The sequence below is a fragment of the Polymorphospora sp. NPDC050346 genome (assembly GCF_040655695.1).
GTDB lineage: Bacteria > Actinomycetota > Actinomycetes > Mycobacteriales > Micromonosporaceae > Polymorphospora > Polymorphospora lycopeni.
Genome location: NZ_JBFAKM010000005.1, coordinates 205,684 through 221,365 on the forward strand (window position 1 = coordinate 205,684; position 15,682 = coordinate 221,365).

A 15,682-nucleotide genomic window follows, 5' to 3' on the forward strand; every position below is an offset into this window, starting at 1 on the left:
TCGCCAGCGTAGCGGGCTCCGGTGACCCGACGGTTCCCGGGCGGCCGGAGGTGCCGGTTCCGGCAGGCTCCCATTGACTAAGGTCAGACCTGTGCCGGCGGGGCGTTCACCCGCCGATCCCCTGGGAGGCTGACACATGGCCGGCGGCCTGTACCGAAGCGCGAGTGCCGCGCCCGACGGCGGGCGTCCGCCGGCCGACGGCGCGACCCCGATCTCGGCCGCGGAACCGTGGCGCCCGGCGACCCAGGCCCAGCCGGTGGTGGAGGCGACCGAGCCACCGCCCGAGCCGGCCGGCGGCGGCGCGGCCGGCAACAGCGCCGTCATGGCCGCCGGCAGCCTGGTCAGCCGGGGTACGGGCTTCCTGCGCACGCTGCTGTTGGCGGTCGCGCTGGGCGCCGGCGCGGTCGGCAACGCCTACACCACCGCGCAGATCCTGCCCGGCATGGTCTACGAGTTCCTGCTCGGCGGCATCCTGACCAGCGTCCTCGTGCCGGTCCTGGTCCGCCGCCGCAAGGGCGACCAGGACTCCGGCCAGGCCTACACCCAGCGGCTGCTCAGCCTCGCGGTGCTGGCGCTCGGCGCGGCGACGGTCCTGGCCCTGGCCCTCGCCCAGCCGCTGGCCATGCTCTACGCCAGCGACGGCACGACCCCGGAGTTCCGGTGGCTGGTCACCCGGCTGTCCTGGCTGATGCTGCCGATGATCTTCTTCTCCGGACTGTCGGCGATGCTCAGCGCGGTGCTGAACACCAGGGGCCACTTCGCCGCCCCGATGTGGGCACCCATCCTCAACAACCTGGTCGTGATCGCGACCGTCGGCGTCTACGTGGTGGTCTACGGAGCGACCGAGGTGGGCGCGGGCGAGATGAGCCCCGGCCGGATCCTCCTGCTCGGCGGTGGCACCCTGCTCGGGGTCGCGATCCAGGCGGCCGGCCTGCTGCCGGCGCTGCGCAAGGTCGGCTTCAGATGGCGGTGGCGGTTCGACTTCGGCGGGCTCGGCCTGCGCGAACTGGCCCGGCTCGGTGCCTGGACGTTCTGCTACGTCGCGGTCAGCCAGATCGGCCTGGTGGTCGTGTTCAACCTGGTCAACCGGGCCGGCGACCAGGGCGAGGCCGGCGCGCTGATCTACAACAACGTGTTCCTGCTGCTGATGATGGCGCACGGCATCATCGCCGTGTCGATCATCACCGCCCTGATGCCCCGGATGAGCGCCGCCGCGGCCGACGAGCGGTACTCCGACCTCGCCGCCGACCTGTCCCGGGGCACCCGGACCACGACCGCGATCCTCGCCCCGGTCGCGGTCTGCTACGCGGTGCTGGCGACCCCGATCTCGTTCACCCTCTTCCGCTACGGCGCGTTCGACGAGAACGCCGCCGCCGCGACCGCGCCGGTGCTGCTCGTCGCCGGCCTGGCGCTGATCCCGTTCGCGATCAGCCAGCTCTTCACCTTCGGCTTCTACGCGCTGCCCGACACGAAGACCCCGGCCCTGGTCAACATTCCGGTGGTCGCGCTGCGGATCGCCGTACAGGTCGGCCTGTTCCTGGCCTTCTCGGCGTCGTTCACGGCGTCCGGTCTGATGGTCGGCAACGCGGTGTCCTACATCGCGGCGGCGGTGATCTCGGCCTGGCTGTTGCGCGGACGGGTGGGTCGCATCGGTCTCGGGACCATCGCCGCGACGTGGGCGAAGGTGCTGGTCGCGGCACTCGGCTCGGCCCTGGCCGGGATCGTGGTGATCAAGCTTCTGCCGGGTGACGACCGGCCGGACCGGCTGGCCGCGATCCTCCAGATCGTCCTGGGTGGCACGGCAATCGGGGTGACCTACTTCGGACTCGCGATGGCGCTGCGCATCCGCGAGATCACCGAGGTGGTCGGTATGGTGCGCCGGAAGCTGGGCCGCTGAGAAACCACGGCCAACACGAAATCCGGCGGGTGGGGTGTATCGGACGGGGATCGGGGAAGCCGGCGGACGGACGCCTCGACCAAGGCCGACAAAACACACTATTCATTTCCCTGTAGCATTCCATCTGAAAGATGACGGGACGCTACAAACCATGCTTTGTCCGACCAGGGCATACGCTCGGGGGCGGTGACCGCCGCGAGATGACATGCCAGGGACAAGCGGAACACAGGTAAGGTCACTCTCGGCGGATGCGGGTACCGCCTACGCTAGGGGTGACACACCCCGGCCGGTTCCGCGCTCGGCGGAGCCCACAGAGCCCAGTCGCACGTTGATCAATTGACATCAGCACCGAGGGAGGATCGGGTGACCCAGGTCGGCGAGGGCCAGGAGGCGGACGAAGTCGCGCCGGCCATGACGACCCCCGGTGCTCCCAGCCTCGGTGAAATCCTGGCCGAGCGGTACGAGCTGGCGGAGCACATCAACAACGACGCGGCCGGTCGCCAGGTATGGCGCGGGGTCGACGTGATCCTCCGCCGACCGGTGGCCGTCGTGCTGCGCTACCCGGGCGGCGACCCGGCGATGGAGATGCTCCAGGCCGCGGTCGCGGCCAGCCGGGTGATCCACCCCAACCTGGTCGGCGTCTACGACGCGATCGACGAGGGGGGACGCGCCTACGTCGTACGCGAGTGGGTCGACGGCGACTCGCTGCGGGAGATGGTCGCCGACGGGCCGCTCGACCCGGCTCGCGCCACCAGCATCGCGCACGCCATCGCGGGCGCGGTCGCCGCCGTGCACGCCACCGGCATGGTGCACGGCAACGTGCACCCCGGCACCGTCCTGGCCGGCGACGACGGCCGGATCGTGCTCGCCGACGCGCGTGCCGACGTCGCCGACAGCCAGGAAACCGACGTACGCGCCATCGGCGGCGTCCTCTACTTCGCACTCACCGGCCACTGGCCGCACGCCGAGGCACCGCTGGCCAACGGCTCGCAGCCGACCGGCCGGCCCCCGTTGCCCGACGCCCTGCGGGACGCGAGCGGTGCGATCGCCGCCCCCCGTCAGGTCCGCGCCGGGGTTCCGGCCTACCTCGACGACCTGGCCATGGACCTGCTCGACGGCAATCTCGCCCTGCCGTCGTCCGACGTGCTCGCCGCCGAACTGGGTCGGCTCGACGCCGCCGTCGAAGAGGAATACCTCGACGTCGCCGGGCCGCTGCGCTTCACCTCCGCCCCCGACGGCGTGGGCGACCAGCCCCGGGCCACCCGCCGCAAGATCACCGCCGGGATCGCCGGCCTGCTGGCCATCGCCGCCGCTGGCCTTTTCTTCGGCATCAGCGCGCTGGCCGACAACGGCGATTCGCCCGACCCCGGGACCGACACCCCGGCGACGATCGCCACCCCCGGCACCGGCGAAGACGGTGCCGGTGAGGGCACCCCCACCACCAAGAATCCCGAGAAGGTCACCCTCGAGGCCGGCCAGGTCCGGGTGGTCGACCCGGACGGCACCCGCACCGAGCTCGGCGGCGTCGCGGCGGTCGTCGACGGCGACCCGAACACCGGTTGGGACACCGAGAGCTACGAGGGTCGCGGCGACTTCGGCGGCCTCAAGCGGGGAATGGGAATCCTCATCGACCTGCGGCAAGCCCGCGAGGTCACCTCCGTGCAGGTCGTGCTGTCGAACCCCGGGGCGAGCGCCGAACTGCTCGCCGGCCCCGGCGATCCCGGCTCCAGCGCGGCCGGCGACAACCAGATCATCGAGACCTACAGCACCCGCATCGGTGAGCCCTTCGCCAAGCACGACGGGACCACGATGACGTTCAGCGGGTTCCAGCCGGACCAGCAGCATCAGTTCCTGCTGGTCTGGATCACCGACCTGCCGTCGTCCGGCAACGGCAAGTTCAAGATCGGCGTACAGGAGATTACGGTCGAGGCACGGTGACCGCCACGGTCGACCGGCGCACCGACGTACTCGGCTAAGGTTCTGCCGTGGCTGGTTCAGCTCGACGCAGTGACGGCGCCCCGCGCCCGCGGTCCGAGCCGCCGACCCCCGGCGCCGCAGCCGCCGCCACGACCGGCCGGCACCGGCTGTCCGAACTCGCCGACGCGGAGTTGCTGCGGTCCCACGTCGACGGCGACCCCGACGCGTTCGGGGAGCTCTTCCAGCGCCACCGCGACCGGCTGTGGGCGGTGGCGCTGCGGACGATCGGCGACCGCGAGGAGGCGGCCGACGCCGTACAGGACGCGATGCTCTCCGCCCACCGGGCCGCCGCCCGCTTCCGTGGCGACTCGGCCGTGACGACCTGGTTGCACCGCATCGTGGTCAACGCCTGCCTCGACCGGATCCGCCGCCGCCAGGCCCACCCGACCGTCCCGCTGCCGGACGGCACGTCCCCGTCCGCCCCGGGTCGGACGGTCGGCGGGGTCGAGCCGGCCGCGCCGGCGCCCGACCACGACACCGTGCTGGTCGTCCGGGAGGCGCTCGACCAGTTGCCGGTCGAGCAGCGGGCCGCGTTGATCCTGGTCGACGTACAGGGGTACCCGGTCGCCGAGGTCGCGGTGATGCTCGGCGTCGCGGAGGGCACCATCAAGAGTCGCTGCGCCCGCGGCCGCGCCCGGCTCGCGGGCATGCTCGGCCACCTGCGCGGCGAGCCCGAACCGGCGCCGGCCGGCGCCGACGCCGGCGGCCCGGACACCGGCGGACGACGTACGGGCGTGCCGGCCGTCACTGGCGGGAACCCCGGGGCGGGTACACGCGTCCCATCTGAGCCAGCCAGTTCGGCGACCGACGCGAAGCAGGAGGGCAAGTGACCACGGGCCAGTCCAGGGAGGTCGATCTCGACCTGCTGGCCGACTATGTCGGTGGTGCGCTCGACGGCACCCCCGAGGAGGCGGCGGTCGCCCGGCTGATCGCCGACGACGACCGGTGGTCCGCCGCGCACGAAGCTCTGCTGATCGCGTCCGGAGCGGTCACGGCCGACCTCGCGGACTGGGGTGCGGCAAGCGAACCGATGCCGGCCGACGTGACCGCCCGGATCACCACCGCCCTCGCCGACGCGGCCCGGATTCCGTCGTCCCGGCAGACCACGGAGTCCGGATCCACGACCGGGTCGAACACCTCGGACGCCCCGCCGGACGGCGCCGCCGACGAGCGGACCGGCCGCCGGCTGACCGCCGTACCCGGTGGGCGACCGGAATCCGGCGACCGGGCTGCCGCCCGCCGACGCCGCATGCGGCGCTGGGCGGCTCCGGCCACGGTCGCCGCGGGTGTCGTGGCCTTCGCCGCCTTCGGCGTCACCCAGCTCGTCGGTGACACCGGGTCCAGCCAGGACAGCACCGCGGCCGGCGGTGACGACCGGTCCACGGCCAGCGCGGAGGCGGCCGAGCCGTACGGGTCGACCGAGGCCATGGGCACGCGGCGGCTGGCCAGCGGCACCAACTACGATCCGGCGACGCTTCGGTCGATCGTCGACGCCGCCGACCGGCAGAGCACGCTGAGCACGACTCCCGACACCGTGCTGGAGCCGGACGGGTCGGCGCCGACGCCGACCGGGACGCCGACGGACGCCTCCGGCCTGGAGACGCTGAGCAGCGAGGCGGCGTTGTCGGCCTGCGTCGACGCGGTGAGCCAGGAACACGGCCGGGGGCCGGTCGCCGTCGACCTGGTCGACTACGCGGCTTTCCAGGGGACCCCGGCGCTGGTGGTGCTCTTCACCGACAGCGGTGGGCAGCGATGGGTGTGGGTCGCCGGCCCCGGCTGCGGCCAGGCCGGGTCCGGTGCCGACACCCGTTACCGCACCTCGGTAGGGTGAGCTGACGATGACCGACCGTCGACCGGGGTGACCTGACCCACCGCCACCACGGCCCGGGAATCCTGGTTCGTACGATTGCGTTCTGGTCAGTGGTTGCCGTCGGCAGCTCCGGCCGGTGATCATCCGGCCCGGTGCCGACCGGCGCCGACCGCATAGACATCTCCAGGAGTTGGCAGTGGACGAGGTCCGTAACCTGATCATCATCGGCTCGGGGCCCGCCGGCTACACCGCGGCGGTCTACGCTGCCCGCGCCAATCTCAAGCCGCTCGTCATCGAGGGTGTCCAGTCCGGTGGCGCGCTCATGACCACCACCGAGGTGGAAAACTTCCCCGGCTTCCCCGACGGGATCATGGGGCCGGAGCTGATGGACTCGATGCGCAAGCAGGCCGAGCGGTTCGGCGCCGAGTTCCTCACCGACGACGTGACCCGGGTCGAACTCGTCGACACCGGCGCGGTCGGCTCCGATGCCACGAGCACGGTGTACGTCGGCGAGACCGCCTACCGCGCCAAGGCGGTCATCCTGTCGACGGGTTCCGCGTGGCGCCCGCTGGGCGTGCCGGGGGAGCAGGAATACCTCGGCCACGGCGTCTCGTCGTGTGCCACGTGTGACGGCTTCTTCTTCCGCGGTCAGCAGATCGTCGTCGTCGGCGGCGGCGACTCGGCGATGGAGGAGGCGACGTTCCTGACCCGGTTCGCGGAGTCGGTGACGATCGTGCACCGCCGCGACGAGTTCCGGGCCAGCAAGATCATGGCGGACCGGGCGCTGGGCAACGAGAAGATCCGGGTCGAGTGGAACAGCATCGTCGAGGAGATCCTCGGCGAGGACGGCAAGGTCAGCGGCGTACGCCTGCTCAACACGCACACCGGCGAGCAGAAGACGCTCGACGTCACGGGCGTCTTCGTCGCCATCGGCCACGACCCGCGTAGCGAACTCTTCCGCGGCCAGGTCGAGATGGACGACGAGGGTTACGTGAAGGTGGCCGCGCCGAGCACCCACACGAGCGTGCCGGGCGTGTTCGCCGCCGGTGACCTGGTCGACCACACCTACCGGCAGGCGATCACCGCCGCCGGCACCGGTTGCGCCGCGGCCCTGGACGCCGAGCGCTTCATCGCGACGTTGGAAGTCTGAGATCCGGATACCACCCAGCGCGGGTGCCCTGAGGAGGGTTTAGTGGGAACAACCAAGGCTGTCACCGACGCCAACTTCGTAAGCGACGTGCTCCAGTCCGACAAGCCGGTCCTGGTGGACTTCTGGGCCGAGTGGTGCGCCCCGTGCCGTAAGGTCTCGCCGCTGCTCGAAGAGATCGCGAACGAGATGGGCGACAAGGTCACCATCGTCAAGCTCAACATCGACGAGAACCCGGAGACGGCGCGCGCCTACCGGGTCATGTCGGTGCCGACGCTGACCGTCTTCAAGGGGGGCCAGCCGGTGCAGTCCGTCGCCGGTGCCCGCCCGAAGGGCGACCTGGTCAAGCTGATCGAGTCGGCGCTCTGACGCAACGTCTCCCGACCGCCCCGCGTCTCAGGATGCGGGGCGGTTCTGCGTCAGGGATCCGTTTCGCGGCGTAGGCCACGGCCGCATAACGCCAACCGGGTCCGGCGGCAACCGGGCCCACGGTAGGCTCCGGAAGCGTTCCCGCCCAGGTCAGCGGCCACGTCGGGCGGGCCTCGCGGCTGACCGGTTGAGCTGATCCGTGCTGGTCCACGCGCCCAGCGCGCTCCGAGGGAGGTTGCACGTGCGTCCGATCCGACGTGGGGACCGTGGCCCGGCGGTCCGGGAAATCTGCACGATTCTCGCCGGACTCGACCTGCTCGTGGCCAGACGCGACGACAGCGACGAGTTCGAGGCGGCGACCGAGCACGCCGTACGCACCTTCCAGCAGCTACGCGGGCTCAGCGTCGACGGCCAGGTCGGCGCCGAGACGTGGCGCGCGCTCGACGCCGCCCGCTGGCGGCTCGGGGCCCGTACGCTCTACCAGGCGATTCCCGACCCGCTGGTCGGTGAGGACGTACGCACCCTCCAGGAACGGATGCTGGAGATGGGGTACGACGTCGGACGCGCCGACGGCGTCTACGGTGCCCGCACGGCCCGGTCGGTGGCCCAGTTCCAGCGCGAGGTCGGAGTCACCTCCGACGGCGCCTGCGGACCGCACACCATGAACGCGCTACGCCGGCTCGGCCGCAAGGTCATCGGTGGGCGGCCGCAGTGGCTGCGCGAATCCGACGCGTTCCAGCAGTCCGGGCCCGACCTGGTCGGCAAGATGATCATCATCGACCCGGGACACGGCGGCCCCGACCCCGGCTTCGTCGTACCCGACGGAACGCTGCGCTGGTCCGAGGCCGAGCTGGCGTACGACCTCGCGGCCCGCCTCGAAGGCCGGCTCGCCGCGGCCGGGATGCGGGTCCACCTCACCCGGGGACCGGCACCGACGGCCCAGCTCACCGATCTCGCCCGCGCCCACCTGGCCAACGAACTCGGCGGCGACCTGTTCATCTCCCTGCACATCGACGGGCACGCCAACCCCGAGGCCGACGGCGTCGCCACCTACCACTACGGCACCGACAACGGCGTCACGTCGACGGTGGGGGAGCGGCTGGCCGGCCTGGTCCAGCGGGAGATCGTCATGCGTACCGGGCTGCGCGACTGCCAGACCCATGCCAAGACGTGGGAGCTGCTGCGGCTGACCCGGATGCCGGCCGTACGCGTCGAAGTCGGCTACCTGACCTCGGCCCGGGACCGCGAACGGCTGACCAACCCGCTGTTTCGCGACCAGGTGGTCGAGGCGGTCGTGGCCGCCGTACAGCGGATGTACTACCCGGTCGACCAGGACGTGCCGACCGGTTCGATCGACGTACGCGAGCTGCGGGCGATGGTCGCGGCCGGCGCCCGGGCCTGACGGCCGCGACTCAGCCCGTCGTCGCTTCAGCCCGTCGTCGAACGGGTCGCCGGGCGCACCGGACGCAGCAACGCCTCCGGGCTCATCGACCCGAGCAGCTTCTCCAGCGCGTATTCGACATCCGACTTCCACGACAGCGCCGTACGCAACTCCAGCCGCAGGCGCGGAAACCGGGGATGCGGACGTACGGTCTTGAAGCCGACCGACAGGAAGAAGTCGACCGGGGCCAGACAGCTGTCGCCGGGCTCGCCCGCGTCGCCGAACTTGGCGTCGCCGAACGCCTCGATCGCCTTGACCCCCCGCTTGGTGAGATCGCGCGCCACCCCCTGCACCAGCATCCGGCCCAGGCCGCCGCCGGCGAACGCGGCCACCACGTGCGCGGTCGTCAGCAGCGCGGCGTCAGCCGACACCGGTGAGGTCGGGAACGCCATCGACCGGGGGACGTAGGCCGGTGGGGCGTACATGACGAACCCCGCCGGCATGCCGTCGACGTAGGCGAGCTTGCCGCATGATCCCCACTCGAGCAGCGTCTGGGAAACCCACGCCTCCTTGTCGAGGCCGGGATCACCGTTGGCGCACGCACGCTCGGCCGCCACCGGATCGAGTTCCCAGAAGACGCACTGCCGGCACGAACTGGGCAGATCTTCGAGTGTGTCGAGGGTGAGACTCACCAGACGGCGCGACATTGGCCAATCCTCAATGCGGTCGAGTAGCGAAACCACGCAGCCAGGGAAACCTGGCCACCTCCTGCTCCCAACGACGGATCGTACGCCGGAACCTCGCGCCGGGGGAGACGTCGGGGGGACTCGCCCATATCGGTGTCGCGGCTCCGGCCGCCATCCCACCCGGTGCCGGGGACCGGTCCGGCATCTGGACAGGCCCGGTAAGGCGAGGCCATCTCACCCTTCGCCGGACTACCATCGACGGACCAGCGCCGTATTCGAAGGTTCGGCGGCGCGCGCGAAGCGAAGCGGAGGTAGCCGCGTGACCGAGCGACGCGAGGGAGTCGACCGGCGCATGACCGGCACGACGCTCGACGACTACACCGACCGCTACGCCCGCCGGGTGCGGGGCATGACGGCATCGGAGATCCGGGCGCTGTTCGCCGTGGCCAGCCGTCCGGAGGTCGTGTCGCTCGCCGGCGGCGCCCCGTACATCGCCGCGCTCCCGCTGGACGCCGTCGGCGAGATGCTCGGCCGGCTCGGCTCCGAGCACGGTGTCTCGACCCTCCAGTACGGCATCGGCCAGGGCACCCTCGAACTGCGCGAACGCATCTGCGAGGTGATGGCGCTGTCCGGCATCGACGGCCGGTGCGGCGCCTCGCCCGAGGACGTCGTGGTGACCGTCGGCGGCCAGCAGGCACTCGACCTCGTGGCCCGGCTCTTCCTCGACCCCGGCGACGTGGTGCTCGCCGAAGGCCCCACCTACGTCGGGGCGCTCGGCGTCTTCCAGGCTGCCCAGGCTCAGGTCTGCCACGTGCCCATGGACGCCGACGGGCTGATCCCCGAGGCGCTCGAGGCCGCCATCGCCGAGCAGGCCCGCGCCGGCCGCCGGGCGAAGTTCCTCTACACGATCCCGACCTACCAGAACCCGGCCGGCGTCACCCTCACCGAAGAACGCCGCGAACGGGTGCTCGACATCTGCGAACGGGCCGGCCTGCTGGTGGTCGAGGACGACCCGTACGGGCAGCTCGGTTTCGACGGCGAGGCGCCCGCGCCGCTGCGGGCCCGGCGCCGGGACGGCGTCTTCTACCTGAGCACGTTCTCCAAGACGTTCGCGCCGGGCCTGCGGGTCGGCTGGATCCTGGCCCCGCACGCCGTACGCGACAAGCTCGTCATCGCCAGCGAGGCGCAGATCCTGTGCCCGAGCGCGTTCGCGCAGGCCACCGTCACCACCTACCTGTCGACGATGCCGTGGCGCGAGCAGCTCAAGACCTACCGCGAGGTCTACCGGGAGCGCCGCGACGCGCTGCTGGACGCGCTCACCGACCTGATGCCGGCCGGCACCACCTGGACCCGGCCCGAGGGCGGCCTGTTCGTGTGGGCCAGCCTGCCCGAAGGGCTCGACGCCAAGGCGATGATGCCGCGGGCCATCGCGGCCCGGGTCGCATACGTGCCCGGCACCGGCTTCTACGCCGACGGGTCCGGCGGCGGCAACATGCGGCTCAACTTCTCCTTCCCCCCGCCGGAGCGGATCCGCGAGGGCGTGCGCCGGCTGGCCGGCGTGATGGAGCAGGAGATGGCGATGCGACAGGTCTTCGGCACGGTGAGCGGCAACCCGATCCGCCGCCGTGGGCAGGCCGGGGCGGATACGCCGGGTCCCGACTTGGCATGATCTCCGGCATGGGTACGCACTCTGCCGACGCCGCTCCGGGCAACATCTCCACCACCACGCTCTCCGACCTGCACGTGCTGGTGCTCGCCGGTGGGCTGTCGTACGAGCGGGACGTGTCGCTGAAATCCGGCCGACGGGTGCTCGACGCACTGCGGTCGGTCGGCATCGACGCCGAGCTGCGCGACGCCGACGTGACGCTGCTGCCGGCCCTGCAGGCCGACCCGCCGGACGCCGTGGTGATCGCGCTGCACGGAGCCACCGGCGAGGACGGCTCCCTGCGCGGCGTACTCGACCTGTGCGACGTCCCGTACGTCGGCTGCGACGCCCGCGCCTCCCGCCTCGCCTGGGACAAGCCGTCCGCGAAGGCGGTGCTGCGCGAGGCCGCCATCCCGACCCCGGACTGGGTGGCCCTGCCGCACGACCGGTTCTCCGAACTGGGCGCCGTTGCCGTCCTCGACCGGATCGCCGGCCGGCTCGGGCTGCCGCTGATGGTCAAGCCGGCCCAGGGCGGTTCGGGTCTCGGTGCCGCCGTCGTACGCGAGGCCAGCGCGCTGCCGGCCGCGATGGTCGGCTGTTTCGCGTACGACTCGACGGCGCTGGTCGAGCGGTACGTCGCCGGCATGGACGTCGCGGTCTCGGTCGTCGACCTCGGCGCCGGACCGCAGGCACTGCCCGCCGTGGAGATCGTGCCCCGCAACGGTGTCTACGACTACGCGGCCCGCTACACCGCCGGGCTGACCACCTGGCACGCCCCGGCCCGGCTCGACGACGCGGTCGCCGTACGGGTGGCGGAAACCGCGCTGGCCGCGCACACCGCCCTCGGGCTACGCGACCTGTCCCGCGTCGACATGATCGTCGACGGGGACGGCCAGCCGCACGTACTCGAGGTCAACGTATCGCCGGGGATGACCGAGACCTCGCTCCTGCCGCTGGCCGTGCAGGCGGCCGGACTCGACTTCGGCAAACTGCTGGCGACCCTGGTGTCCCGGGCCGCGGCCCGGCCGGCCTGACATCTCGTACGGCTGCTCCGCTCCCGGCGGTGGCTGCCCCCGGCGGCTCGGTTCTACTCCCGGCGGTGGCTGTCCTTGGCGGCTGGACGCCGCTCCCGGCGGCGGCTGCCGTTGGCGGCTCGACGCCGCTCTCGGCGGTGGTAGCCCCGCCGGGTTCGTCAGCGATTGATCGGCTGGGCGGGTGCGCCCGGGCCGGCGGGCTCGATCGGGTCTTCTCCGTCGTCTCCGGCCTCGCTCAGGCCGGCACGGCTGGCCGTGCCGGCCGAGCCCGTCGTCACCGGTTCCCCGGCCCGGTCTTCGGTTGGCGCCTTCTCGAGTTGCGGCTCGTGACTCGTCGGCTTTTCGGCTGCCGTCTCCGCGGTCGGTGGCTTGATGGACGTCGCGGCCGGCGGGCCAGCCGGGTTGTCGCTTGCGGTGCCGGCGCCCCGTGCTCCGTCGGCCGCGACCCGGTCGGACTCGGCTCGGTCGGCCCCACTCTTGTCGGGCTCGGTCCCGTCGGGCTCGGTGCCGTCAGGCTCGGTCCCGTCGGGCTCGGTGCCGTTGGTCGAGGCTTCGGCGGCCGACGCCTGCTGGGTAAGGCTGGACGGTGCCAGCCACTGGATACGCGGCGGCTCGGCGAGCGGCCGGCCACCGAACTCGGCAAGCCACGCGGCCACCAGGGCCAGGTTCTCCCGCCATTGGCCCTCGGGAATCGGCGGCAGGATGGCGTCCCAGAGGGAGAGGAACGTGCCGCGCAACTGCAGCCGGCCCTGCGGGCGGGCCAGGAACCACAGGTGCAGGTGAGCGGAGCCGTCACCCCATCGGTTGACGTGCACCCGGGCGACACCGTCGAGTGACCGGATCGCCCGCTCCAGGCGGACCGTCATCACACCCAACTCGGCGGCAAGCAGGTTGGGCAGGTCGCCCAGATCCAGGTGTGAACGGGATTCGAGAATGAGCACCATCGGCAGGCCGGTCGGACGATCCATTGCCCGGACTCGCCACCGTTCGCTCACCCAGATGTACGCCTCGTCGGGCGCGTTACAGGCGGTGCATTCTCGCGAGCCCTCGCCCTTTCGCGCCGGCTCGACGTCGACCGGATCGTCGAGGGCCTTGACGCGGAGTTCGCCTTCGAACGGAAAGGAAGGCCACCTGGTGAAGTCTGGAACCGGGGCGGGGGTGTCGGACACGACGCTGACCCTAACCGAGTTGTCGATGACTGTCCTTCCCCGTTTCGGGCGAGCGTCCGGACTTCCGCGAGGCACCGGAGTCGATCCGTACCGACGGTCACGGAGTGGGTTGGCGCCCGTAATCCACAGGCTCATCCACCGGTCTACACGCGGTTTCACGTGAAACAGGCCACCCTGTGGATAACTTCTGTGGATAACTTTCGGGCCGCTGTGAGGCGGGTACGCATCCGTCACCGCCGACCGCCAGAGGCTTCTTCGGCGTGGTTTCCACCGGGGCGGACGGACCGAAAAATGAGGCGGGGAAACGGTGTCAGCCGAGGTTCGGGTTCCCGGTCGCAAGTTGAAGAGAGCTGTCTGGTGGATCGGTCGACGGTTGGTCCGGACGTCTGTCGGGCGGTCGGGCCCGGGCTGCCATCGCCGGAGACGGGGGAGTTATCCACAGGCGGCCGCCCCTGGCGAGCGACGGCCTCGCCTCGCTCCGGGAATCCGCTCTGGCTCGCCGGGTGCGGCTCGGACTTCCTGTTTCACGTGGAACGAGGAGACGTCTGGCGGGACGGACGGTCATCGGTCGGGTCGTTGCCAGAAGGCCCCCTCTAGGCGTCGACCGCTGCGAGGTGCGTCAATCGCTGTCGACACGTCGATCACTACCGGGAGCAAAGCGGAGACGGTTGCCCTGGCTCGTCCGAAAAGCCAAGGTGGGCGAGGGCAACGGCATCGGTTGCCAATGCTGGTCTGTCGATCAAGGAGTCGGCGGGTTCGGATCAATCTCGGTCCCGGCATCACTCGCAGAATCGACCGGTGAGTCGGCCTCAGCGATACCCGGGACGGCGCCTGGTGCGGGGCGCTGAGCGCGGATCGGTTACCACCGCATCGCGCCGTCTGCGCTCCGGTGTGCTCCGGTGTGCTCCGCGCTCGTGCGGCGCGCACGCACGACCCGGGCCTCGACCAGGTCGGTAGCGGGCCGCCCGGCTGGGTTGCCAAGGCGAGCTCGCTGTGACCACGCCTCTGTGCCCGTACCGCCCGAGACCAAGCCGCCAGACCAAGCCGGCAAGACCAAGCCGCCGAGACAAGGCGCCCGAGACAGGGAAGCGCCAGGCAGGTGACCGGAGAAGGGAGCCCGGGGGCATCACGGACGAGCACGGGCACCAGCAGGAGTAGAGCAAGGGGCCCTCGCCTCCACCGGTCAGCCAGCTACGGCCCAACCGAGAATCGGGCGCGGGACCGCACTGGCCCCATACGACCTCTCCGCCAGTGCTCCAGTCACTCCCTGGCCATGGTCGCCGCTTCGAACGTCGAGACGGGCCCCGCCCGGCCCGCAGGGCAGTACGCCTCACCTGACCTTCGAACCAACGCGCTGCGATGGTCATGCCCCGCCCCTGAGCATCACAGCCCTCGTTTCGAGCATCGCCGCCCCCGTTTCACGTGAAACGGAGCGCCAGGCATCAACCCCGAAAACGACAATGGCCGCCACCCAGGCGGGCGGCGGCCATCGCTACGGCGGCGACGTCAGCTCTCCGGCTGCCCCTCGCCGTCCATGCCGATGATGCCCACGATCCGTTCGAGATCGTCGACCGTGGCGAACTCAATCGTGATCTTGCCCTTGCTGCGCCCGATGTCGACCTTTACCCGGGTGTCGAACCGGTCGGAAAGCCGGTCGGCCAGATCGGTCAGGGCCGGCGCGTGCGGCTTAGGTCGCCGGGGAGCAGGAGCCTTCTGCTGGGGCCCCTCAGCAAGAGCAATCTTGACCAGTTCCTCGGTCGCCCGTACCGACAGTTCTTCCGCCACGATCCGCCGGGCCAGGTTGTCCTGGGCGTCGGCGTCATCGAGACCGAGCAGCGCGCGGGCGTGCCCGGCCGACAGCACCCCGGCCGCAACCCGGAGCTGCACCTGGGGCGGCAGGTTCAGCAGCCTGATCGTGTTCGAGATCTGCGGTCGACTGCGCCCGATGCGGCGGGCCAACTCGTCGTGGGTCGCGCCGAACTCTTCGAGCAGTTGCTGATAGGCGGCAGCCTCTTCAAGCGGGTTGAGGTTCGCGCGGTGGATGTTCTCCAGAAGGGCGTCGCGAAGCATCGCGTCGTCCTTGGTTTCCCGGACGATGGCCGGAATCGTCTCGTGCCCGACGGCCTGCGCTGCCCGCCAGCGACGCTCGCCCATGACCAGCTCGTAGCGGTCCGAAGCGAGTTCCCGTACGACGATGGGCTGCAGGAAACCGACTTCCTGGATCGAGGTCGTCAGCTCCTCCAAAGCCTCTTCGTCGAAGATCTGGCGCGGCTGCTTGGGGTTGGGTTCGATCGACCCGACCGGGATTTCGGCGAACCGGGCACCCGGCACCGGCGCAAGCTCCGGGGTCGGGTCGGCAACCGGCGGGGCCGGTGCCGGGGGAGTGGCCGGCGGTTCGGCGCTCTGCGGCGCGGTCGAGGTCGAAGGCGCGGTCGTCTGCTCCGGCTCGGCTACCGGCGGCTCGACGGTGGCCACCGACGCTGTCGGCGGCGGAGCGGTCGGAATCAGGGCTCCAAGCCCTCGCCCCAGCCCGCCTCGCGGACGGTTTTTCATGCCACGCCTCCCAC

11 protein-coding genes and 1 pseudogene are annotated in these 15,682 nt (G+C 71.4%); 9 read left to right on the top strand and 3 right to left on the bottom strand.

The window, feature by feature from the left end; all coding sequences use genetic code 11:
- Window positions 1–136 precede the first annotated feature (136 nt).
- From murJ to AB0I42_RS07725, 7 genes and pseudogenes are all read left to right on the top strand, one after another.
- A complete protein-coding gene (murJ, locus tag AB0I42_RS07695) occupies window positions 137–1,897 on the top strand; it encodes a murein biosynthesis integral membrane protein MurJ (protein WP_357535143.1) in 1,761 nt (586 codons plus the stop codon).
- A gap of 335 nt (window positions 1,898–2,232) precedes the next feature.
- Window positions 2,233–3,835: pseudogene (locus tag AB0I42_RS07700) on the top strand (protein kinase family protein).
- A gap of 146 nt (window positions 3,836–3,981) precedes the next feature.
- On the top strand, window positions 3,982–4,704 hold the full coding sequence (gene sigM / locus AB0I42_RS07705) for an RNA polymerase sigma factor SigM (RefSeq protein ID WP_357535260.1): 723 nt from the start codon (window positions 3,982–3,984) through the stop codon (window positions 4,702–4,704).
- Window positions 4,701–5,705 (top strand): hypothetical protein, encoded by a 1,005-nt coding sequence (locus tag AB0I42_RS07710; protein ID WP_357535144.1) that lies wholly within the window; start codon window positions 4,701–4,703, stop codon window positions 5,703–5,705. The genes sigM and AB0I42_RS07710 overlap by 4 nt, the downstream gene beginning before the upstream one ends.
- 175 nt (window positions 5,706–5,880) lie before the next feature.
- A complete protein-coding gene (gene trxB, locus AB0I42_RS07715; RefSeq protein ID WP_357535145.1) occupies window positions 5,881–6,834 on the top strand; it encodes a thioredoxin-disulfide reductase in 954 nt (317 codons plus the stop codon).
- Window positions 6,835–6,876: 42 nt separating this feature from the next.
- Window positions 6,877–7,200, top strand: coding sequence for a thioredoxin (trxA, locus tag AB0I42_RS07720; RefSeq protein ID WP_357535146.1), 324 nt, complete (start codon window positions 6,877–6,879; stop codon window positions 7,198–7,200).
- Between the two features lie 241 nt (window positions 7,201–7,441).
- Entirely contained in the window at window positions 7,442–8,602 is a 1,161-nt protein-coding gene (locus AB0I42_RS07725; RefSeq protein WP_357535147.1) for an N-acetylmuramoyl-L-alanine amidase, read from the top strand.
- 26 nt (window positions 8,603–8,628) lie between these two features.
- On the opposite strand, the gene AB0I42_RS07730 is transcribed toward AB0I42_RS07725, so the two are convergent.
- A complete protein-coding gene (locus AB0I42_RS07730; protein ID WP_357535148.1) occupies window positions 8,629–9,288 on the bottom strand; it encodes a GNAT family N-acetyltransferase in 660 nt (219 codons plus the stop codon).
- Window positions 9,289–9,619: 331 nt separating this feature from the next.
- Between AB0I42_RS07730 and AB0I42_RS07735 the strand changes: the two genes are divergently transcribed.
- Both AB0I42_RS07735 and AB0I42_RS07740 read left to right on the top strand, forming a co-directional pair.
- Window positions 9,620–10,936 carry a PLP-dependent aminotransferase family protein gene (locus AB0I42_RS07735; RefSeq protein ID WP_357535262.1) on the top strand — a complete coding sequence of 439 codons (1,317 nt, stop codon included), beginning with the start codon at window positions 9,620–9,622 and terminating at the stop codon, window positions 10,934–10,936.
- Window positions 10,937–10,944: 8 nt separating this feature from the next.
- The gene (locus AB0I42_RS07740; protein WP_357535150.1) at window positions 10,945–11,946 is read left to right on the top strand and encodes a D-alanine--D-alanine ligase; all 1,002 of its coding nucleotides are present in this window, start codon (window positions 10,945–10,947) and stop codon (window positions 11,944–11,946) included.
- A gap of 158 nt (window positions 11,947–12,104) precedes the next feature.
- Here the strand turns inward: AB0I42_RS07740 and AB0I42_RS07745 are convergent, their stop codons facing one another.
- Window positions 12,105–13,115 carry a hypothetical protein gene (locus AB0I42_RS07745; RefSeq protein ID WP_357535151.1) on the bottom strand — a complete coding sequence of 337 codons (1,011 nt, stop codon included), beginning with the start codon at window positions 13,113–13,115 and terminating at the stop codon, window positions 12,105–12,107.
- A gap of 1,506 nt (window positions 13,116–14,621) precedes the next feature.
- On the bottom strand, window positions 14,622–15,668 hold the full coding sequence (locus AB0I42_RS07750; protein WP_357535152.1) for a ParB/RepB/Spo0J family partition protein: 1,047 nt from the start codon (window positions 15,666–15,668) through the stop codon (window positions 14,622–14,624).
- Between the last annotated feature and the right edge of the window lie 14 nt (window positions 15,669–15,682).

Bases quoted from the DNA above. Each gene is read 5' to 3' on its own strand.
- murJ (WP_357535143.1), top strand. From the start codon at position 137: ATGGCCGGCGGCCTGTACCGAAGCGCGAGTGCCGCGCCCGACGGCGGG.
- AB0I42_RS07730 (WP_357535148.1), bottom strand. From the start codon at position 9,288: ATGTCGCGCCGTCTGGTGAGTCTCACCCTCGACACACTCGAAGATCTG.
- AB0I42_RS07735 (WP_357535262.1), top strand. From the start codon at position 9,620: ATGACCGGCACGACGCTCGACGACTACACCGACCGCTACGCCCGCCGG.
- AB0I42_RS07740 (WP_357535150.1), top strand. From the start codon at position 10,945: ATGGGTACGCACTCTGCCGACGCCGCTCCGGGCAACATCTCCACCACC.
- AB0I42_RS07750 (WP_357535152.1), bottom strand. From the start codon at position 15,668: ATGAAAAACCGTCCGCGAGGCGGGCTGGGGCGAGGGCTTGGAGCCCTG.